The 21,970-nt window shown below is 40.2% G+C and carries 18 protein-coding genes and 1 pseudogene; 7 read left to right on the forward strand and 12 right to left on the reverse strand.

All coding sequences use genetic code 11. From position 1 onward, the window contains the following. Positions 1-4 precede the first annotated feature (4 nt). The 3 genes from F984_RS11335 (at position 5) to F984_RS11345 (ending at position 3,398) form a co-directional block, all read left to right on the forward strand. The gene (locus tag F984_RS11335) at positions 5-1,210 is read left to right on the forward strand and encodes a 3-oxoadipyl-CoA thiolase (RefSeq protein WP_004709432.1); all 1,206 of its coding nucleotides are present in this window, start codon (positions 5-7) and stop codon (positions 1,208-1,210) included. Positions 1,211-1,318: 108 nt separating this feature from the next. Then, on the forward strand, positions 1,319-2,161 hold the full coding sequence (locus F984_RS11340; RefSeq protein WP_000081482.1) for an IclR family transcriptional regulator: 843 nt from the start codon (positions 1,319-1,321) through the stop codon (positions 2,159-2,161). 64 nt (positions 2,162-2,225) lie between these two features. Next, on the forward strand, positions 2,226-3,398 hold the full coding sequence (locus F984_RS11345; protein ID WP_080631558.1) for an MFS transporter: 1,173 nt from the start codon (positions 2,226-2,228) through the stop codon (positions 3,396-3,398). A 59-nt stretch (positions 3,399-3,457) separates the two neighbouring features. Here F984_RS11345 and F984_RS11350 read toward each other — a convergent pair whose 3' ends face one another. Next, a complete protein-coding gene (locus tag F984_RS11350; protein WP_004709434.1) occupies positions 3,458-4,429 on the reverse strand; it encodes an NAD(P)H-dependent flavin oxidoreductase in 972 nt (323 codons plus the stop codon). Between the two features lie 284 nt (positions 4,430-4,713). On the opposite strand from F984_RS11350, the gene F984_RS11355 reads away from it, so the two are divergent. Further along, positions 4,714-5,523: an enoyl-CoA hydratase gene (locus F984_RS11355; protein WP_004709435.1), complete on the forward strand. Its 810-nt coding sequence runs from the start codon at positions 4,714-4,716 to the stop codon at positions 5,521-5,523. Between the two features lie 65 nt (positions 5,524-5,588). Here the strand turns inward: F984_RS11355 and F984_RS11360 are convergent, their stop codons facing one another. Together F984_RS11360 and F984_RS11365 are read right to left on the reverse strand one after the other, a co-directional pair. Beyond that, on the reverse strand, positions 5,589-6,434 hold the full coding sequence (locus F984_RS11360; protein ID WP_000996083.1) for an IclR family transcriptional regulator: 846 nt from the start codon (positions 6,432-6,434) through the stop codon (positions 5,589-5,591). A 186-nt stretch (positions 6,435-6,620) separates the two neighbouring features. After that, positions 6,621-7,838 (reverse strand): CaiB/BaiF CoA transferase family protein, encoded by a 1,218-nt coding sequence (locus F984_RS11365; RefSeq protein WP_004709436.1) that lies wholly within the window; start codon positions 7,836-7,838, stop codon positions 6,621-6,623. 331 nt (positions 7,839-8,169) lie between these two features. On the opposite strand from F984_RS11365, the pseudogene F984_RS11370 reads away from it, so the two are divergent. Both F984_RS11370 and F984_RS11375 read left to right on the forward strand, forming a co-directional pair. Then, positions 8,170-9,321, forward strand: a pseudogene (locus F984_RS11370) (acyl-CoA dehydrogenase family protein). Between the two features lie 61 nt (positions 9,322-9,382). Then, positions 9,383-10,633 (forward strand): MFS transporter, encoded by a 1,251-nt coding sequence (locus F984_RS11375; RefSeq protein WP_004709438.1) that lies wholly within the window; start codon positions 9,383-9,385, stop codon positions 10,631-10,633. A 224-nt stretch (positions 10,634-10,857) separates the two neighbouring features. Here the strand turns inward: F984_RS11375 and phnX are convergent, their stop codons facing one another. The 8 genes from phnX to pobA all read right to left on the reverse strand — a co-directional run bounded on the left by phnX (position 10,858) and on the right by pobA (position 20,342). Next, a complete protein-coding gene (phnX, locus tag F984_RS11380; protein ID WP_000210524.1) occupies positions 10,858-11,673 on the reverse strand; it encodes a phosphonoacetaldehyde hydrolase in 816 nt (271 codons plus the stop codon). 27 nt (positions 11,674-11,700) lie between these two features. Beyond that, a complete protein-coding gene (gene phnW, locus F984_RS11385; protein ID WP_025469320.1) occupies positions 11,701-12,888 on the reverse strand; it encodes a 2-aminoethylphosphonate--pyruvate transaminase in 1,188 nt (395 codons plus the stop codon). A gap of 26 nt (positions 12,889-12,914) precedes the next feature. Continuing rightward, positions 12,915-14,069: a TIGR03364 family FAD-dependent oxidoreductase gene (locus tag F984_RS11390; protein ID WP_004709440.1), complete on the reverse strand. Its 1,155-nt coding sequence runs from the start codon at positions 14,067-14,069 to the stop codon at positions 12,915-12,917. Between the two features lie 102 nt (positions 14,070-14,171). After that, on the reverse strand, positions 14,172-15,881 hold the full coding sequence (locus F984_RS11395; protein ID WP_004709442.1) for a putative 2-aminoethylphosphonate ABC transporter permease subunit: 1,710 nt from the start codon (positions 15,879-15,881) through the stop codon (positions 14,172-14,174). Continuing rightward, positions 15,875-17,077, reverse strand: a complete 1,203-nt coding sequence (locus tag F984_RS11400) for an ABC transporter ATP-binding protein (RefSeq protein WP_004709443.1) — start codon at positions 17,075-17,077, stop codon at positions 15,875-15,877. The genes F984_RS11395 and F984_RS11400 overlap by 7 nt, the downstream gene beginning before the upstream one ends. A gap of 22 nt (positions 17,078-17,099) precedes the next feature. Continuing rightward, positions 17,100-18,137 (reverse strand): putative 2-aminoethylphosphonate ABC transporter substrate-binding protein, encoded by a 1,038-nt coding sequence (locus tag F984_RS11405; RefSeq protein WP_004709446.1) that lies wholly within the window; start codon positions 18,135-18,137, stop codon positions 17,100-17,102. A 91-nt stretch (positions 18,138-18,228) separates the two neighbouring features. Next, complete coding sequence (locus tag F984_RS11410; RefSeq protein WP_002048349.1) at positions 18,229-18,951, reverse strand: UTRA domain-containing protein; 723 nt, start codon at positions 18,949-18,951, stop codon at positions 18,229-18,231. A gap of 176 nt (positions 18,952-19,127) precedes the next feature. Continuing rightward, a complete protein-coding gene (gene pobA, locus F984_RS11415; protein ID WP_004709449.1) occupies positions 19,128-20,342 on the reverse strand; it encodes a 4-hydroxybenzoate 3-monooxygenase in 1,215 nt (404 codons plus the stop codon). Between the two features lie 141 nt (positions 20,343-20,483). Here pobA and pobR point away from each other — a divergent pair, with 141 nt between their 5' ends. Next, positions 20,484-21,299: an IclR family transcriptional regulator PobR gene (gene pobR, locus F984_RS11420; protein ID WP_004709450.1), complete on the forward strand. Its 816-nt coding sequence runs from the start codon at positions 20,484-20,486 to the stop codon at positions 21,297-21,299. Positions 21,300-21,355: 56 nt separating this feature from the next. Here pobR and F984_RS11425 read toward each other — a convergent pair whose 3' ends face one another. Beyond that, the gene (locus F984_RS11425) at positions 21,356-21,952 is read right to left on the reverse strand and encodes an NAD(P)H-dependent oxidoreductase (protein ID WP_004709452.1); all 597 of its coding nucleotides are present in this window, start codon (positions 21,950-21,952) and stop codon (positions 21,356-21,358) included. Positions 21,953-21,970: the final 18 nt, after the last annotated feature.

Here is a 21,970-nt window from a genome sequence, read left to right on the forward strand (position 1 = left end):
CTCAATGTTAAATGCATATATCTATGATGGTTTACGTAGTCCATTTGGCCGTCATGCAGGTGAACTTGCCTCAATTCGCCCTGATGATTTAGCAGCAACCGTTATTCAAAAACTACTTGAAAAAACTGGTGTACCGGGCGTGGATATTGAAGATGTGATTTTAGGCGACACCAATCAAGCGGGTGAAGATAGTCGTAATGTGGCACGAAATGCATTATTACTTGCAGGTTTGCCTGTTACTGTACCGGGCCAGACGGTAAACCGCCTATGTGCTAGTGGTTTAGGTGCCGTGATTGACTCAGCGCGTGCTATTACTTGTGGTGAAGGCGAACTCTATATTGCAGGTGGTGTAGAAAGTATGTCACGTGCTCCCTTCGTGATGGGTAAAGCGGAAAGTGCTTATAGCCGCGATGCAAAAATTTATGACACTACGATTGGCTCTCGCTTTCCAAATAAAAAAATTATTGCGCAGTACGGCGGTCATTCAATGCCTGAAACGGGTGATAACGTTGCAGCCGAGTTTGGGATTAGCCGTGAACAAGCTGACTTATTTGCAGCCCAATCACAAGCCAAATATCAAAAAGCCAAAGAAGAAGGTTTCTTTGCCGATGAAATTACGCCAATTGAGGTTTTCCAAGGTAAAAAATTGCCCCCTAAACTCGTTTCAGAAGATGAACACCCTCGCCCAAGCTCAACTGTTGAAGCACTTACAAAGTTAAAACCACTCTTTGAAGGTGGCGTGGTTACAGCTGGTAATGCCTCTGGTATTAATGATGGTGCAGCAGCACTTTTGATTGGTTCAGAAGCTGCGGGTCAAAAATATGGCCTAAAACCAATGGCAAAAATCTTGTCCGCTGCGGCTGCAGGTATTGAACCACGTATTATGGGTGCAGGCCCGATCGAAGCTATTAAAAAAGCAGTTGCGCGTGCTGGCCTTACTTTAGATGACATGGATATTATCGAAATTAATGAAGCCTTTGCTTCACAAGTTTTATCTTGTTTAAAAGGTTTAAATGTTGATTTTAATGATCCACGTGTGAACCCGAACGGTGGTGCGATTGCTGTTGGCCATCCACTTGGTGCATCTGGCGCTCGTCTTGCGTTAACAGTAGCCCGCGAGTTAATTCGCCGTAAAAAGAAATATGCCGTGGTGAGCCTATGTATTGGTGTAGGTCAAGGTCTTGCGATGGTGATTGAAAACGTTTCATAAGCATTGAACCCAATATCCATTCATCACAACAGCGCAGTGATGAATGGATTTATTTTGCAGAGCGAAATATAATGGCAAACTATTGCTTTAATTATATTTGAGGATCGAATGTCTCAAAACACGGAAACTGAAAAACCAATAAATTTTGATGAGATACGTTTAGATCCTATTTCGCATATACATCGGGAAAATAACCCCCAGTTTATTGCTTCTTTAGCACGCGGCTTAGAACTTTTAAGATGCTTTTCTGCAAATAATCAGGTGCTTGGTAACCAAGAATTAGCAAAAATGACAGGTTTACCTAAACCGACCATTGCACGTATTACCAATACCCTTGTGTCATTAGGTTATTTAAAACAATTACCTAACTCGACCAAATACACATTAGATATTGGTGTCTTATCCTTAGGATATGCAGCTTTATCTAACATCTCGATTCGTAATATTGCTCATCAATATATGGAAGAGATGAGCCAGTATGTTCAAGCGCCCGTAGCGATGGCAACGCGTGATCGCTTAAATATGGTGTATATCGATGTTGTGCAAATTGAAACAGCCTTAAATATGCGCCGTCCAATTGGTTCGACTTTACCACTGCATAGCAGTTCTATGGGACGAGCATGCTTGGCTGCGACTCCTGAACGTGAGCGCAACTTTCTACTTGATGCATTGAAACAAAAAAATCCAGAAAATTGGCCAGCTATAAAACGCTCATTAGAACGAGCTTTCCGTGATTATCAAGATTATGGATATTGTTTGTCTTTGGGTGAGTGGCATAAAGAAGTAAACTCAGTAGCTGTACCTTTGGTCAGCTCCAAACATGGTCTTTATGTTTTTAACTGTGGTGCGCCAAGTTTTCATTTAAATCCGGAAAAACTTGAAGGTGAAATTGGACCACGTTTAATCCACATGGTGCACAATATTCAAGATGCCTTGAATGAAACGCACTAACCCTCTTACTTCAAGCAGTAATGGTTGTGTTGATTAAAGTTCCACTTTCATTATGACGATAGGCATGATGAAAAACGCACTCTATACCCCAACCATTATTTTAATGGCGATTGCTGCAGGCATTTGTACAGGTGGAAATTATTTTAGTCAGCCACTTATTCATTCAATTAGTCTAAGCCTAAATTTAACTGAAACCACTACAGCATGGGTGCCCACTCTAGCCCAAATCACCTATGCCTGTGGCTTACTCTTTTTAATGCCGCTGGGAGACATATTAGAAAAGCGCAAGCTGCTATTTGTCTTTATGTTACTAGCTTCAAGCGGATTAATTATTAGTGGCTTTTCGCACAATATTTATCTTTTACTGCTTGGTACCGTTATTACCGGTTTATTTTCCAGCGCAGCCCAACTTTTGCTACCGCTTGCTGCAAGTCTGGTTCCAATTCAACAAAGCGGCCGTGTCGTTGGCTTTCTACTGAGTGGTCTCATGATGGGGGTTTTACTCGCCCGTTCCCTTTCAGGGTTAATGTCTACACTTTTTGCATGGAATATTATTTATCTGGTCAGTGGCTTTCTATTACTCATCATTGCCATTATTTTGCACCGTAATATTGGGTTATTTCCACCAACCAAATCAGAAAACTATACAAAGACCATTCGTTCTCTTCCACAGATTTTTATTCAAAATCCACGTTTAAGAACCAGAACTTATATTGGCGGTTTTACATTTGCTTGTGTGAGTTTAACCTTTACCACCATGTCGTTGCTTCTGGCTCCAGCGCCTTATTATTTTAGTGACTTTACCATTGGCCTTTTCGGTTTTGTTGGCGTGTTAGGAACTTTCGTTGCTAATTTCTCAGGCAAATTTATTGACCAAGGCTATATCCATAAAATTTCAATTTATTGCGGCATTGGGCTGATTTTAAGTTGGATTCTTTTTTCACTTTTAACCTACCATTTTGCTTTTTATATTATTGCCTTACTTATTCTCTACGCTTCTCTTTCTGCTGTACATGTCACCAACCAAAGTATTGTATTTAAACTTAACCAAGAATTACGTTCACGGTTTAATGCAATTTATATGACGGGTTACTTTGCTGGCGGCGCTTTAGGCACAACAGCGGGAAGTTATGCTTGGAAACATTTTGGATGGACAGGTGTCTGTGTTTTAGGCTTAATTTTTGCCGTTTTATGTCTTTATTACTGTGTGCATGATGCAAAAAATCAGCACAATTAAAGCTTGTGCTGATCTTATATAAAGTAGGCTAATAATGAAGTATAGAAGCTAGGATAATTCTATAAAAGTCCTAATAAGCGTCCGCGAATAATATCTTCTGCATCTTTAACAATTCGGCTAACCAGTTCATCGCATGTCGGAATATCATGAATCAAGCTTGCTACCAACCCACATGACCATGCACCTGCATTAACATCGCCGTCAATCATAACTTTTGGATAGACTCCCGCAACTTCTTCAATAATATCTTCAAACTTAATGTTATCGCCTAGCGCTTTTTCTTTTGCCACAATTTTTTCAACAGCAGCATTATTCATGACACGTTCTGTATTACGCAAAGCACGCATAATTAAACGCGTATCTCTTTCAGTTGCATTCAAAATCGCTTGTTTCACATTTGCATGTACGGGAGCTTCCTGAGTGGCAATAAAACGGGTGCCCATATTAATTCCATCGGCCCCCATTGCTAAAGCAGCCGCGAGTGAGCGTCCATCTGCCATACCACCTGAGGCAACAAATGGGATGTCTAAAGCATCAGCTGCTAAGGGCAATAAAATCATGTTTGGCACGTCATCTTCACCCGGATGCCCACCACACTCGAAACCATCTACAGAAACTGCATCACATCCAATTTGCTGCGCTTTTAAGCTATGTCGAACCGAAGTACATTTGTGAATTACTTTAATACCAGCAGCCTTTAAATACGGCATGACCTGTTCAGGATTACGTCCTGCTGTTTCTACAATCTTGACTCCACCTTTAATGATTGCCTCTACAAAACCCGGATAATCAGGAGTATTCACCGTTGGTAAAAAGGTTAAATTCACCCCAAAAGGCTTGTCGGTCATTTCTCGGCAACGTGCAATTTCTTTTGCCAGATTTTCAGGTGTACGCTGAGTCAGGCCAGTGATAATGCCTAACCCACCCGCGTTCGAAACTGCAGCCGCAAGCTCTGCAAAACCAACATAATGCATACCACCTTGAATAATTGGATGCTCGATTTCAAATAGTTCTGTAATTTTAGTCTTCATATTCTTTCCACTCACCGTTCTATAACTAGCTTCTTATTTCCTTAGCAGAGCTAGATGCTTATTTACGCATAAATCCTGTCATCATTTAAAGTGACTTAAGATAAAAATTTCACAATACAAAATTTTATACCACAATATAAAACAAAATAATTGATAACGGAATTATTTTTCGATAGCATTATTTTAATAAGTTTAAGTTTTAGACAGTACGTCATCTGAAAAGTATGAGCTTCCACCAACTGAAAGCAGATATTTTTCAAATAGTTAATTTAAAGGAATAAATGATGCAACAGGACAATGTAACTCAAAGCGAGCTTAAAACAGGTACAATTCAGGAGCATTTTGATAAAAATATACTAACGCTCACCATGAGCAACCCCACTAAAAAGAATGCAATTAATTATGAAATGTATACGGCTTTAAGTCAGGCATTAGATAAGGCTGCAACCAATCAAGATGTTCATGTGGTTATACTTACTGGCAAAGGTTCGGCATTTACGAGTGGAAATGACGTTAATGCTTTTGAAAAACGTGATACCACCACTTCAGAACCACCCGCTTCGATTGTTTTTTTAAAAAGCTTAGCAACATTTCCAAAACCGATTATTGCTAAAGTAAATGGGGTAGCAATTGGCATTGGCAGCACTATGCTTCTACATTGCGACCTTGTGTATGCAAGCCAAAACTCTATTTTTCAGTTTCCCTTTGTGAATTTGGGACTGGTACCCGAAGCCGGTTCAAGTTACATCTTGCCAAGATTATTGGGTTTTGCTCGTGCTTCGGAACTTATTTTACTGGGTGAAAAGTTTTCGGCAGACCAGGCAAAAATTTATGGTTTGGTAAATGAGATATTTGAAGCAACTGAGCTGGATCAAGTGGTTGAAGACGTAGCCATTAAACTCGCTCACAAACCAAGTCAAGCCTTACAGCTCAGTAAAAAGTTACTAAGAGATATGCCAATCTATGATCTACTCAATCGTATTGATCATGAGTCGACTATTTTCTCGCGTTGTTTACAGGGTTCTGAATTTAAAGAAGCATTAAATGCTTTCAAAGAAAAAAGAAAACCGAACTTCCATAAGCAAACAGCCTAAAACTCACACACTAAAAAGCCAGCCTTGAAAAACAAGGCTGGCTTTTATAAATGAATCAGATACGTTTAGCTAATCTCGGTACGAATATTATTCACCATGTGTAAAAGACGCGGTGCAATATCTTCTTCGAGTTTTTCACGGTTCATAATAAAGCTTGGACCACCACAGTTAAATACCAGCAAACCATGTTGTTCATGAATGAGTGGAACCGCAACCGAGTTAACGTCTTTATGCCATTCGCCAATTGAAAAACAGTATCCAAAATCTTGGTAGTCTTTAAAGGCTTTGTCTAGATCACGGTTAATTTTAATCCAGTCTTCTTTGTGCTTGTTACGAATGGCATTAAGCAAGAACTCTCTTTCATCTTCTGGCATGGCAGCTAAACATGCTCGCCCCATCGAACTTAAATGAATCGGTAAATAGGTTCCGACTTGACGGCGCATGGTCATATTGCCTTTGCCTTGTACCACATCAAGATAAATCATATTCAGTCGATCGCGTGTTGCCATTGCTACAGCAGCACCAGCATAGTCTGCCAAATTTTTCATATATGGATGAGCAATAGAGCGAATCGATACGTTAGAGAGCATGGAATAACCAAAAGCAAGAACACCAACTGAAAGCTGGAATTTGCTTGAGTTTGGTACTTGTTTGATATAACCCAAACGCGACAAAGTATGTGTCAGGCGAGTAATGGTCGGTTTTGGCAAACCAGTCATCTGAGCAAGCTCTTGGTTGCCCAAATGCTGATGTTTAGGCGTGAAACAACGTAATAGTTCTAAACCACGTGCTAATGCAGTAATAAATTGGCGATCATTTTCATCCTGCATGTCTTCAATTGGATGTAATAATTCATGCCTTAAAGGCGCGAGTAATTTTTCTGTCTGTTCTGCATCAACTGCATCGTTCATTGTCATACCAATCCATATTTTGTTTCGCACTGCGAAAATTATAATCTATTTTTTCTATAAATAGCAAAAGAGCAAACGTCCAAGTCTGCATTTATAAAATAACTTCATTTAACTCATTAAAGCGAAAGATTAAATATTTTATTTTCTGATTTTAAATATCATTTTAACCTTTCGCTTTTAGGTTACTTATCCAATTACGCCCTTTTCTTTAAGCTCTGCTAACTTTTCTGTAGATACTACTCGCCCTAAAATCGCCTGCGTATGTTCACCCAACAATGGAGGTGCTGTTTTGTATTCAACAGGCGTTCTAGAAAGTTTGATTGGCGAGCCAATTATCTTCAATTTTTTACGTTGAGGATGGTTCATCTCGACTAACATTTCTCGGGCTATCACTTGTGGTTCTTGAAAAGCTTGTTCCAAGTTATTAATGACACCGACCGGAACTTTAGCCGCATAAATTGCGTCTACCCATTCATCTGCTGTTTTTGTTAAAAAGTGAGTTTGTAAAATTCCGATAATTTCATCGCGATGCTTGATTCGGTCTGCATTTCGGGCAAAACGCGCATCATTTGGTAAATCGGGTAAACCAATACTTCGACAGAGTTGAATAAACTGAGTGTCATTTCCACATGCAATAATAAAATCACGGTCAGAGGCTTTGAACACTTGATAAGGCACAATATTGGCGTGTGCATTGCCATAACGTTTAGGGATATTACCCGATGAAAGATAGTTCATTCCCTGATTTGCCATTGTAGCAATTTGAACATCAAGCAAAGCCATATCAATGTATTGGCCTAAACCTGTCACGTGGCGGTTGAGTAAAGCAGCCTGTATGGCAATCGTAGAATAAAGCCCCGTGGCTAAGTCAGAAAATGCAACACCTACTTTTTGTGGTCCTCCGCCGGGCAAATCGTCACGCTCACCAGTGACCGACATGAGTCCGCCCATACCCTGAATAATAAAGTCATAACCGGGTTCTTCTGCTCTGGGACCAGTTTGACCAAAACCTGTAATTGAGCAATACACCAGTTTAGGGTTAATTGCAGATAAAGACTCGTAGTCCAAACCGTACTTTTTCAAAGAACCCGCTTTGTAGTTTTCAATCACGACATCGGTGTCTTGAATAAGTGCTTTAATCAATTCTTGGCCTTCAGGATTGGCAATGTCGATGGCAACCGATAATTTATTACGGTTGGTTGACTGATAATAAGCGGCTTCTTGAGTATTTTGACCTGAGTCATCTTTCATCCAAGGTGGTCCCCAAGAACGAGTATCGTCACCAACCTTCGGCCGTTCAATCTTGATTACTTCTGCGCCTAAATCGGCAAGAATCTGTCCACACCAAGGCCCAGCCAATACCCGACTTAAGTCAAGCACCCGAATTCCATTTAAAGCACCCATCTTCATCCCACTATATTTTGTGATTCATTTCCTATAGGAAAACTTATCCATTTAAAATTTCGCATAGCGATATATATTTTTAATATACACGGCTCTTTTTAAAAATCAAACTTTAATTTTCCACTAAAAATGATGATTTTTTATAAGAAAATATAGCTTAAATAAATCAATAAATTAGCCAAAGATAAAACAACAACAAAGTATCGCATTGCGAAATTAATTTTCAAAATATATTGTTTTGCGCTCATCCTTTGATTACTATCACTTCAAATATTGGTGATTTTACGAACATCACATTGATGTTTTTTGCATAGAGTAAAAGGACGAGACTATGATTCGAGATCAGGAAACCTTAAATCAACTTGTTGATATGATTCGATAATTTGTTGAAGGTGTCTTAATTCCTCATGAGAATGAAGTCGCTGAAACGGATGAAATTCCTCAAGAGATTGTTGAGCAAATGAAAGCTCTCGGCTTATTTGGTTTAACCATTCCTGAAGAATACGAAGGTCTTGGCCTAACGATGGAAGAAGAGGTCTATGTCGCTTTTGAATTAGGTCGTACCTCTCCTGCTTTTCGCTCTCTTATTGGGACCAATAATGGCATTGGCTCAAGTGGCCTGATTATTGATGGGACCGAAGCACAAAAATCATTTTTCTTACCGCGTCTAGCTCGTGGTGAAGTGATCAGTTCTTTTTGCTTAACCGAACCTGACGCAGGTTCTGATGCTGCCTCTTTAAAAACCACCGCAGTAAAAGATGGTGAGTTTTATATTTTAAATGGTACCAAACGCTTTATTACCAATGCTCCTCATGCTGGTGTATTCACAGTCATGGCACGTACAAACACTGATATTAAAGGCGCTGGTGGCATTTCTGCTTTTATTGTTGATAGCCAAACTCCGGGCATTTCTCTTGGCAAACGCGATAAAAAGATGGGACAAAAAGGCGCCCATACCTGTGACGTTATTTTTGAAAATTGCCGCATCCCTGCTTCAGCACTTATTGGTGGTGTTGAAGGTGTTGGTTTTAAAACTGCCATGAAAGTACTCGATAAAGGCCGTTTGCATATTGCTGCCTTGAGTGTCGGTGCAGCAACACGAATGCTAGATGATTCTTTAAATTACGCCATCGAACGCAAGCAATTTGGACAACCAATTGCCGAATTCCAACTCATTCAAGCCATGCTTGCCGACTCAAAAGCTGAAATTTATGCAGCTAAATGTATGGTCTTAGACGCTGCACGCCTACGCGATGCGGGAAAAAACGTCAGCACGGAAGCTTCTTGCGCAAAAATGTTTGCAACCGAAATGTGTGGCCGCGTTGCTGATCGCTGCGTACAAATTCATGGTGGTGCGGGTTACATCAGTGAATATGCCATTGAACGTTTTTATCGAGATGTTCGTCTGTTCCGCCTTTATGAAGGCACGACTCAAATTCAACAAGTGATTATTGCCCGAAATATGATTCGCGCTGCGTCTTAATCAAATTTAAAGCACTTCAAAACGACTTGAAGTGCTTTTTATCAAATGTAGGTAATGGATTATGGCTACAAATTACAAAGAAGGTCTTTCTCGTATACAGCCTCATACGTGGAAAATAGCATTTATTTTTGCATTTCTGGCACTTCTGGTAGATGGTGCAGATTTGATGCTGCTGTCTTATAGCTTAAATAGTATTAAGGCAGATTTTGGATTAAGTTCAGTACAAGCAGGTATGCTTGGCAGTTTTACATTAGCAGGTATGGCTGTTGGTGGCATTTTTGGGGGATGGGCATGCGATAAATTTGGTCGCGTGCGTATTGTGGTTATTTCTATTTTAATTTTCTCACTTCTTACCTGTGGCTTAGGTTTTACCCACAGCTTTCTTCAGTTTGGTATTTTAAGATTTTTTGCATCTCTTGGCTTGGGTTCACTTTATATCGCCTGTAATACTCTCATGGCCGAGTATGTCCCAACACGTTTCCGCACAACAGTACTTGGCACTTTACAAGCTGGCTGGACCGTTGGCTATATTGTTGCGACCTTACTGGCAGGCTGGATTATTCCTGATCATGGCTGGCGCATGCTGTTTTATGTTGCGATTATTCCCGTCATTATTGCTGTTCTCATGCATGTGCTTGTACCCGAACCAGAAGCATGGCAAAAGTCTCGACTACAACAACCAGTTGTGGCTCAAAATGTATCGAAAACTTCAGCATTTAAGCTTATTTTCCAAGATAAACGAAACCGTAATATGTTTATCTTATGGGCGTTAACGGCAGGCTTTTTACAGTTTGGCTACTATGGTGTAAATAACTGGATGCCGTCATACCTTGAAAGTGAACTCGGTATGAAGTTCAAGGAAATGACCGCCTATATGGTAGGTACATATACCGCCATGATTTTGGGTAAAGTTCTTGCGGGCATGATGGCCGATAAATTAGGGCGTCGTTTTACTTATGCCTTTGGTGCAATCGGTACTGCTATTTTCCTACCTCTGATTGTTTTTTATAACTCGCCAAGCAACATTCTATATTTACTGGTGACCTTTGGTTTTCTATACGGTATCCCTTATGGCGTAAATGCAACCTATATGACCGAAAGTTTTGCGACTGCCATTCGCGGTACAGCTATTGGTGGTGCCTATAACGTCGGACGTTTAGGTGCTGCATTAGCCCCTGCAACGATTGGTTTCTTGGCATCCGGCGGCTCTATTGGTTTAGGTTTTGTCGTGATGGGGGCTGCCTACCTAATTTGTGGTGTGATACCAGCCCTGTTCATTAAAGAAAAAATATACGACCCTCAAAAGTCGTAAAGAGATCCATCACAAAAAATCCTATAGGTCCTATGCCTATAGGATTGATGGTACTAACCATCTAAACATGTGTTTTAGATGGTTAGCAGGAAATAAGGAATTGACGTTTCAAAGTTATTCCTTATTTCCACATATGTAGAGTTTATTACTCTTCATTTTAATTTTTTAGGTAAGCTTAGCTCCCAAGGGAGCTAAGCTTAAAAAGATATAGGCCTAAACTTTGTTCAAGGTCGTTCACCCTGCCCCAAACGGCGTTCAATATCATCGAGTACATTTGGTAAGTCGGCGACACTATCAATCACATAGTGAGCGCCCGACGCATTCATTTTTTGGTATGCCTTATCTTTTAGAACAATCTGTTCATCGGCCGATAATGCGCTCCACTCTTCATAGCTTAAACCGACTTCATTGCCACTAATCGCAAGCCCGACTGTCCAGCAACCTGCGTTTAAACCTTCGTCAATTCCCACCACAGTATCATCTACTTTTACAACGGTTTTGATGTCGGATACATCGAGTTGAATTAAGTTTTTCCATAGCATTTCAGGATATGGACGGCCATATTTCACGTCGCTGGCAGTAACGATACAGTCCGGTCGGTAACCCTGATCAGCAGCATCTTTAACTAAACGACCAATCATCATGGATGCATAGCCCGTGTTACTGCCAATTTTTGCACCACGCTTTTTAATATTTTCAAACGTTTCTAATGCACCCGGAATTAAAGCAGAACATTTCGGAATAGAATTTAACTGATACGGAATAAAGTCTTTATATAAACGGTCAATATCTGCTTCAGTTGCAGGTTTCCCATATACTTCCTGCCATGCCGCTGCTACACGCGGCATTTTTAAAACTGCTGCAATATGATCACGTTTCTCTAATCCCATTGGGGCACGGGCTTCTTCAACCGTAATTTCAACTTTATTGTCTTTAAATAAAGCCATAAAAGCTAAAATTGGTGCGCGTGAGCCAAAATCTACAGTTGTACCAGCCCAGTCAAAAACCACAGCCTGAATTTGTGTATTGTTGGTCGTCATGGTGTATTCCCTTTAATTTAATAAAAATTATGCTGTTACAGCTTGGTTTAGGTGGTTTTCGCAGTAGCTGGCAATCGCAGCAAGAAGCCCTTCAATGTCATGAATATAAACTTCGCCAATATTGCCTATACGGAAGCAGTTAAGATCTGTGACTTTGCCCGGATAAATTACGTAGCCTGATTTTTTCAGCGTTTCATAGAATGACTGGAAGCTAAATGTTTCGGCTGTTGGATAAAGAAAAGTAGTAATAATGGGCGATTGTGGGCACTCTTCACCGAGTACCAATTCAAAGCCCAGTTGTTGCATACCTTTAGATAAGGTTTGTTGGTTTTGTAAATAACGTTGATAACGTGCAGCAACACCGCCTTCTGTCTCAAGCTCAAGTAATGCTTGATAAAATGCACGTACCACATGGGTTGGCGAGGTAAAACGCCATTTACCGTTATGCTGCTCCATCGTATTCCACTGGTCATACAAATCGAGACTTACCGAACGAGCTAAACCTTTACATGCTTCTAGGCAATCACGCTTTGCCAAAATAAAACCAAAACCCGGAACACCTTGAATACATTTATTTGCACTTGAAATTAGAAAATCAATTTCAAGCTCGGCAATATCCATAGGCACACCACCGAATGAACTCATGGCATCCACAATCCAGATTTTTCCTGCTGCTTTCACCAAACGGCCAATGTCTTGAATCGGGTTTAAAATTCCTGTGGTGGTTTCACAGTGTACACACGCAACATGGCTAATGGTTTTATCTTGTAAAACGCGCTCAATCTCTTGTAAATCTGGTGTCTGGGTTTCTAAATAGTTCAGCTCGATCACTTCAATATTTAAGCAACGCGCCATTTGCACCATACGTGCACCATATGCGCCGTTATTAATGATCAAGATTTTGCCATCACGTGGAATAGCTGACCCAAGCACAGACTCCACAGCAAAACTTCCACTGCCTTGCATTAACACAGCCGTATATTTTTCAGGTTCGCTGGTTGCCAAGTTGACCAGTCGATTACGAATATCTTGTACCAGCGAGTTGTATTCTTGGTCCCAAGTACACCAGTCTTTTTGCATGGCGCGGCGTACTGTTGCCGATGTTGATAATGGTCCTGGAGTAAGAAGCAAATATTTGTTCTCTAAATCCATATCGAGTTGGGGTTGCATGTTCATAATGTTACTCATTTCTTTCGCGTTCATTTCAATATACACCAATCTGGTTTAAACCAGATTACAAACTAGTAAATATTTTGTTCTAATACTTCTTTCATAAATCCGGCCCCTGTGGTCATGCCTTTGCCAGCAATTGCACTCACCAGAAAGATATTTTTTTCGGCTTCAGTGACACAAGCCAACTCATGTTCATGGGTCAGGTAATAACCATTCCAGCGTTTTTGAATTGGGGATAAAGTCAGCCCTAATTTTTCGTGACAGTAAGCTTGGATAAACTCATTAATCTCTTCACGCTGCTCAAACTGAGGTGCTTCATTAATCGAATGATATTCGTGGCTATCGCCCACGATCAGTTCTCCAAATTCATTTTGTTTAATCAGAATATGGATACCAAATTCTTTAATGAATCCCTGCTGTGACGCTTTAACCAACTCAGAATGACTTGGGCAAATTTCAAAAGCTGGATAACGTGAAATAGATAAGCCTGAATAAAGAGAAGCATTTAATTTTTGTTGAAATGGTTGCGTCAGCGCCATTTGTAAGCCACAACGTTTCAGATTCAAGCTTTGTAAGAGATCTGGATATAAAATATCGATCACTTCACCGTGACAGATCAAAACTTTATTTGCCCGATAAGTCTCACCACTTGCCAAATGGACCCGACAAATTTCCTGCTGATATTGAGTTTGAACGACACAAGCATTGGTATAAATCTCTACACCTTTTCTTTCGGCATATGCCAACAGTCGCTGCCCAATCACATGTGGTTCGACCGAATAATCTTCTTCAAAAACCAAGCCGCCTTGAAAATGCTGCTCGGGGTTTAAATAAGAAAATTGGGTGACCAGCTCATCATGACTTCGTAAATGCACAGGAATTTGGTAGTTATTTGCACGCTCGGCAAACTCATTTAAAACCTGCCATTCAAGTGCCGTATTGGCGAAATAGACACCTTGTCTTTGAGCAAATGAAATATCGGTTTCAGCCTGAATACGCTGATAAAAACAACGCGTTTCAAGTGCGTACTTTCGCCACTGCTGCTCTGGATGAGTTAATGTCGATGTTCCAACCATGCCAAAATTACGACGAGTTGCCCCTACAGGTTTGGCATTTTTCTCGAAGATACAAACTTTTAAGCCTTGTTCTTGCGCTTGTATGGCAGCGGACAAACCTAAAATACCGGCTCCGACAACAATTAAATCAAACTGTGCGTGATTCATAAGACTTCCAATTTGCGAAATTTAGGATGAATAAACCCTTGCCTTGTTGAACAAAGCATTTTCATTTCAGTCGGTTAAATAAAAATTGTGTTTAGCTAAAACTTAGTGAGCACTTTCACGCCATTGCTGACTTCTTGCCATAATTTTTCTGGTAAATAACCAATGAATGAGTTTTACAACACATGAGGTGGTTAAAATCAAAATGCTCATCGCAACAGCAGCAACCGTGTCTCCCGCATCATCCATATTTAAAACCGCCACCGCCGCTAAACTGGTGTCTGGTGAATAAAGGAAAATCGCGGCCGACACAGTGGTCATGGCATTCACAAAAATATAGACCGATACATCGCACAACGCTGGAAAACACATAGGCAAATATACTTTCCAAAAGGTTTTCCACTTCGATGTTCCTAGAGTTTCCGCCGCCTGATCGAGCTGTAGCGGAATCTGTTTAATGGCATTGGTTAAAGTGAGGTGTGGCACAGTGTAATAATGCACAATGGTTGAAATCACCAAAATGGTCATGGTTCCATACAGCACATTTAACGGGTTGCTTTGCTGGTTAAAAAACAAAATGTAGGCAATACCTAGAACTAATCCCGGCACAGCAAGAGGTAATAAAACCAAAGCTTGCACATAGTTCTTAATGAGTGGATGTGCTTTAAAACGTTCGGTTAATAACGCCACCATAAAAATGAGTGCTGTTCCAAAAACCGTACTAAAGAGTGCCATACGAACCGAGTTAAAATACGCCGCCCAACCACCACCATCGACATATTCAAAACTGTAATGTGCCAAGGTCAAAGACAAATCATAAGGCCAAGACTGAATAAATGACGCCAGCACAGCTGTAAAGATAATCAGTAAAATTGCACCTGAAACCAAACCACAAAATAGGCTCAGAACGACTTCAAGTTTTTTATTCGGTGCTGAAACATAAGGTTTAGCCTGAAAGGCTTGAAACCGTGCATGGCGTTTGCTTTGTATTCGATCGAAAATAAAGACAAACACTGCTGGTAGCAATAACAAGATGGAAATTACCGCCCCCATACTCATGTTTTGCTGACCAATAATCTGTTTATAGACATCAAGCGCCATCATGTTAAATGAACCGCCAATGACTTTCGGAATTCCGAAATCGGTTAATACATAAATAAAAGCCACTAGACTTGCGCTGATGAGTCCATACCGAATTGCAGGTAGCGTGACGTGGTAATGGGTCTTCCAGATATTTTTGCCGAGCGACAAAGATGCCTCAATTAAACGCTGATCGACACTGCGAAAAGACACCATCATCAATATCAAAATTGCTGGAAATAGCCAAAAGCAGTAACTGATTAAAATACCGATTGGGCCATAAATTTGTATATCGCCCAGTAAAGGCTTTAATACGCCTTGCTTACCAAACAAATAAACCAATGCTAAAGAAGGCAAAAGTGATGGCGCTAAAATGGGTAAAAAAGCCACCAGTTTAAAGAAGTTTTTACCCTTTATATTTACATTGGTGAGTGCAAAAGCATAAATACTGGCAATCAATACTGTAATGACAGTAGCAGCACAAGCAACCCACACTGAGTTAAATACGGAACTAAGTAAAGCTGGACTACCAAAATAATGATAAAAATTTTCAAGACCAACAAAATTTTGATTTTCATCAAAAAATGCAGTTTCAAACAGCATGATTAATGGAGCAATAATCACTAAAGTCAAAGCAATTGCAACACTTGCTAAAGCAATATTTGATCTTAATGAATATTCAGTTTTTCGACGCGGCTGTGTTTTTAAAACCGCTGAAGCAGCTTCATTTAACATAGTGCGTACCCTTGTTCGTCAAAGACATGAATGAGCTGATTAGGCACTTTTATAAACATGAGTTCTTGCAAAGATTTGAACTTGGTATTTTCAATTTCAATTTGCAAAAAATGTTTTGCTTGCTCAATTCCATCGATATGAATAGTGCAAAACAAACGACGTTTGGCACCTAAAAATTCTGTGCTTAATACTTTAACTGGCAAATACAACGACTCTTTATCACTACCAAAATCATCAACCAACTCGACAGCTTCGGGTCTAAAACCAATGTTGTAGCTTTGCCCTGCTTTAAGTTTTTGCTGTTCCAAATTCAGAGGAATAAAACCCAAAACCTCGAGCTGATTAACGACCGAACAAGTGGCTGCCAAAAAGTTCATGGTGCCAATAAACTTTGCAACGAATTGGGTTTGCGGCTTGTAATAAATATTGTGCGGCGTATCAATTTGCTCAATGACGCCATGATTCATCACCACCACACGGTCAGAAATGCTTAATGCTTCTTCTTGGTCGTGTGTGACCATAATAGTTGGCAAATTAAGCTGTGATTGAATCGAACGAATCTTTTGTCTTAGGTTCAGACGTACCTGAGCATCAAGTGCAGAAAGCGGTTCATCTAGCAGTAAAATATCAGGCTTCGGTGCAATTGCCCGAGCAAGCGCAACACGTTGCTGCTGCCCGCCCGACAATTGATTTGGATATTTTTTTGCAATATCTGGTAATTCAATCAGCTCTAATAACTGCTGAACTCGTTGACTACGCTGTGCTTTATCCCACTTTTTTTTATCTAAGCCGAAAGCAATATTTTCTTCGACGTTTAAGTTTGGAAATAACGCATAGTTCTGAAACACAATACCACAGTGACGCTTTTCAGCACTGAGCAACGTAATGTCTGCGCCCTTTTTTATGACTTTTCCATAATCAGGTTTTTCTAGACCCGCAATTATCCGTAATAATGTAGTTTTACCGCACCCTGAAGGCCCCAAAAAGCTCACGAACTCGCCAGCTTTCAGGTCTAAATTAATATGCGTTAGGGCCTGAAAGTGTTGGAACTTTTTTTGTATATCCACCACTTCTAAAACCGACGGGCCATGTTCAGGATATTTATATGTCGTTAATGACGATAATAAATGCCCTGCTAACTCGCCTTTTGGGTTTTGACCTAGCAGCGATGATTGCAATGACGAAGGAATTTGCATAATGAGGCCCTTATCTAAAAGATCACTTTTCAAAGCGCTTTGACCATTCAGCCAAAATACGTTCACGCTGCTCGGCCGCCCAATAAAAATCATTTTTTACGAGCATTTGAGGAAGATTTTTTGGGAAGTCCATGGTGGTATTTTCAATGCCTTTATAAGCCACCATTGAAAAGTTATGTGCATAAGCTTCATTTGCTGCTTTGCTTACCGACCAATTTATAAATTTTTGTGCGCTACTTAATTTTTTAGTTCCTTTCACAATTGCTGAGGCTTCCATTTCCCAGCCTAAACCTTCAGTTGGATAAACCACTTCTAAAGGTGCACCTTCTGCTTTTAATTTAAATGCCGGATAACCGAAAGAAACACCAATTGGGATTTCACCCTGTGCCGCCATTTTGCAAGGTTTGGAACCTGAATGAGGATATTGTGAAATGTTTTTATCTAAAGCCTGCATATAGTCCCATGCCTGCTTTTCACCCCAAATTTGCATCCAAGCTGTGACATCCAAATAGCCTGTTCCACTTGAGGCTGGATTTGGCATCACAATCAGGTTTTTATAAATTGGATTGGTTAAATCTTTCCAAGTTTTTGGAATTGGTAACTTACGCTTTTCTAATTCAACTTTATTGACACAAATTGCAGACTCCCATGCATCCATACCCGTCCAAGTCGGTACAGGTTTTTGGCTGACAAATTCCGGTTTTAAGTTTTGAATGCCTTCAGGTTTAAAAGGCTCAAGCATGTCTTTCTTTTCCATGACCAGCAAACTGGTTAAAGCCACACCAAAAACCACATCCGCTTGAGGATTTTTCTGCTCTGCCAAAAGTTTAGCGGTAATCACACCTGTTGAATCACGTACCCATTTTACTTTCAGTTCAGGATAGGCTTTGTGTAATTCCTCTTGGTATTGCTTCAGCTGGTCGGCTTCCACTGCCGTATAGACTGTAATTTCTTCTGATTGTTTTGATGTTGCTGATGAACATCCCATCTGAATAGCGACCACTACACCTAAAACTGATGCAGTACCGAGTTTAATTGTCTGTTGAACGTACTGTTTCATCTGCAAACCATCGAATGCAATTATTTGATGATCGTATTTCAACAGCTTTATATGACAGTTTAATTAATCTGGTTTAAACCAGATTGTATTTTTATGCTCGCGCTTCGAAATGTAAATCTAAAACATCATGTAGCCAATATTCTTGGTCAACATCGGTAATCACGCCTTCTTCATTTCTGTTGCTACGGCAAATATATAAACCCAGTGCCCCAACATTCACATGCAGTGCTTTAGCCTGTTGTTCAGATAAAGCAGTTGGATACAGGTTAATGTCAGCTCGGGTGATATGGCAGTCATATTGATTTGCCATGAGTAAAGTAATGGATTGCTTAAGATCATGAGTTAAAAACTCAGGGAAAAGTTCGGCATTCACCCGTAAATGCTCAACCAAAACAGGGCGACCATTAATACAACGACGTCGCCAAACTGAATAAATCGGATGCCCTTTTTCAACTTTTAAATGCTTGGCATCCCAAGAAGTAGCCTGAGTCAGTTCACTCGAAATTACTTCTGTAGATGGTTCATAGCCTTGTTCAATCACAAACTGGTTAAAGTTTTTTGTCGATTGCGGATGATAAATAATACGAGGAGAACGAACATACCAACCACGGCGGTCTAGTCGATAAATCAAACCATCAGTTTCCAAAGCCAGTAAAGCTTCACGTGCAGCCACACGAGTGGTTTGGAACTGTTCAGAAAGCACTCTTTCTGATGGGAGTTTTGCGTGGGCTTCTAATACGCCAGATTCAATATCATGGGCAATTGCATCGCGAATAGGAATATATTTAGGTATGCGTGCTTGGTCCTGTTCCATACAAACTTAGAATTTATAAATAAAGAAATTAATAGCAATATACTGAAAAAATGTGACAAAAGCTTTTATTAATGCTGATCTTTTAAGCAAAACAATCTCTTAATCTATTACATCCTACTTAAATTCTTATATAAAAAAAGAGCATTTTCATGCTCTTTTTACTTTTTATTTAGCCTTTAACTTGCGTGCTTAAAACGATCTATTTGCGTAATTTCATAAGGTAAACCGACATAGTTTTCAGCCAATGTGGTTTTACCCGCAATTGAACCTAATACATAGCTCAACTCGGCTTGTTTAATCTTATGATCAAACTCACTTTCAGTTTCAAAACGATGCAATAAATGAGTCATCCACCAAGAAAAACGCTCTGCTTTCCATACACGTTGTAGGCATTTTTCAGAGTATTCATTTATCCCTTGTTCGGAACCTTCGGCATAATATTCAATGAGTGCGCTTGATAAATAAGCAATATCAGATGCAGCGAGATTTAAACCTTTTGCTCCAGTCGGTGGAACAATATGCGCAGCATCACCTGCTAAAAATAGTTTTCCGAAACGCATTGGCTCGGTCACAAAGCTACGTAACGGCGCAATACTTTTTTCAATAGAAGGTCCTGTGACTAACTTTTCACGGCTTTCAGGGTCTAGGCGGTTTTTTAACTCATCCCAGAACTTTTCATCCGACCAGTCTTCGACGTGATCTGTTAAAGGGACTTGTAAATAATAACGGCTACGCGTTTCTGAACGCATACTACATAAAGCAAATCCACGTTCAGACTGTACGTAAATGAGTTCATCGGCTACAGGTGGAACGTCCGCCAACACCCCTAACCAGCCAAACGGATAAACTTTTTCAAAGGTCTTAATTTTGTCTTCTGGCACACTGGCACGGCAGACGCCGTGGTAGCCATCACACCCTGCTATAAAGTCACACTGAATTTGAAAAGCTTTACCTTGGTACTCAAACTCAACTTTTGGTGCCGTGTAGAAATCTTTTACCTGTACATTTTGAGCTTCATAAAATGAAGTGAGCTGTGCTGCTTCACGCGTAGACATTAAATCTTTGGTGACTTCGGTCTGTCCATATACAGTCACTTGTTTACCACCCGTGAGTGCTGCCAAATCAACCCGATGCTTTTCACCATTGGTTAAGATTTCAATACCCGAATGCGGTAATCCTTTTTCTTTTAAGTTTTGATCAACGCCTGCTTGTTTCAGTAAGTCGACCGAAACTTGCTCTAAAATTCCTGCACGAATCCGTGAAGCCACATATTCAGCACTACGTTGCTCAACAATAATATGATCGATGCCAGCTTTATATAGAAGTTGCCCAAGCAATAACCCTGCTGGCCCAGAACCAATAATTGCAACCTGTGTCTTTAAAATATCCATAACTTCATCCTTGTTTCATCCTGACTTTTAAATTACTGGCTTTAACTTTTGTTCACTATGTATCCAAGACGAAAATAACCGTTTATCATTTAGTTTGTCCGAATAGCGGACAGAAACAATCAAAATAACAGGAATGAAAGGATGCCTTCTCTCGATGCTTTTCTAGAGCACCCAAACTCGCATGAGAAAATACGTCAAGATGACTACATTGCAGGGTTAGCAAAAGGCTTGGCTTTACTGGAAGCTTTTGGAACAGATCGGCAACGACTCAATGTCACTCAAGTGGCCGAGCGAACCGGTATTAGTCGTACAGCGGCAAGGCGTTACCTAAAAACTTTAAAATACTTAGGCTATTTAGAAACCGATGAACATTACTTTTGGCTCACTCATCGTGTGCTGCGCTTTTCGAGTTCTTATCTAAGCTCTGCCCACCTGCCTAAAGTTACTCAATCATTTTTAAACCTTTTGTGTGCACAGACATCTCTTACTTTTTCAATTGTGGTGTTAGACGATAACGAAGTGGTGCCGATTGCCCGTAGTTATTTACCACAGCAAGATAATTTACGTGTCAGCCCTTATGGTATGCATTTAGGAAACCGACTCCCTGCCCATGCCACTTCCACAGGTAAAGTATTGCTGGCAGCACTACCCGAAGAAACTCAACATGCATGGGTAAAAACTTACGGTTTAAAGCGCTTAACACCATTTACTATAGTAGATGAATCAAAATTTTTTGAAGTGCTTAAGGGTATTTCGTTATCGGATTATTGTCTTTCCAAAGAAGAACATGAGCTTGGTGTGATTGCGATTGCAGTGCCCGTATTTAACGCCCAAGGTCAAGCTATTGCTGCGCTTAACTGCATGTCTCAAACTAACCGTGTACAAGAAGATTATTTGGTTCAGCAAATTTTGCCATTGCTACGCAACACGGCAAATGAACTTAGAAATGTGATTTAAATAGACTTAGAAACTCTTGTTATCAATTAGAGATACAAGAGTTTCAACCCATAATTTTAAATAGCGAATTCTTTAACTTGCTGGCTTGCCAGATCTAATGCCTTGCTGCGATAAGCTTGCATGTCTAAGCCTTCTGCATAAATAAAATCGACGTCATGAATGCCCATTAGCCCTAACACTGCTTTGAGATAAGGCGTGACTGCCTCAGTTTCTTGGCCAACATGAATACCACCCCGACTACTTACCACCACCGCTTTTACTCCTTCAACTAAACCTTGAGGGTAAGTTTCGGTGTAGCGGAATGTTTGTCTTGCTCGTGCCACTAAATCAAACCAGTTTTTGAGTTGAGTCGGCACATTTAAGTTGTACATTGGTGCGCCTACCACCAATAAATCAGCACTTTTTAACTCAGCAATTAATTCATCAGATAAAGCAACGATTTGCTGAATGTCTTGATTGTTATTTTCCGCACCACGCAGCGCCTGAAAAATTTCCAGATCTAATACAGGCAGATTCATTTCAGCTAAATTGCGTATGGTGATGTCATCTTGCAAACCTTGATCTTTACGGTGTTCAAGCATTACATCAATTAAGCGATTGGTTTGTGAACCCTCACCCATAATGCTGGATTTTAATACCAATATTTTAGCCATGACTGTCTCCATATTTTT

It is taken from the genome of Acinetobacter nosocomialis NIPH 2119 (genome assembly GCF_000368085.1).
Lineage (GTDB): Bacteria > Pseudomonadota > Gammaproteobacteria > Pseudomonadales > Moraxellaceae > Acinetobacter > Acinetobacter nosocomialis.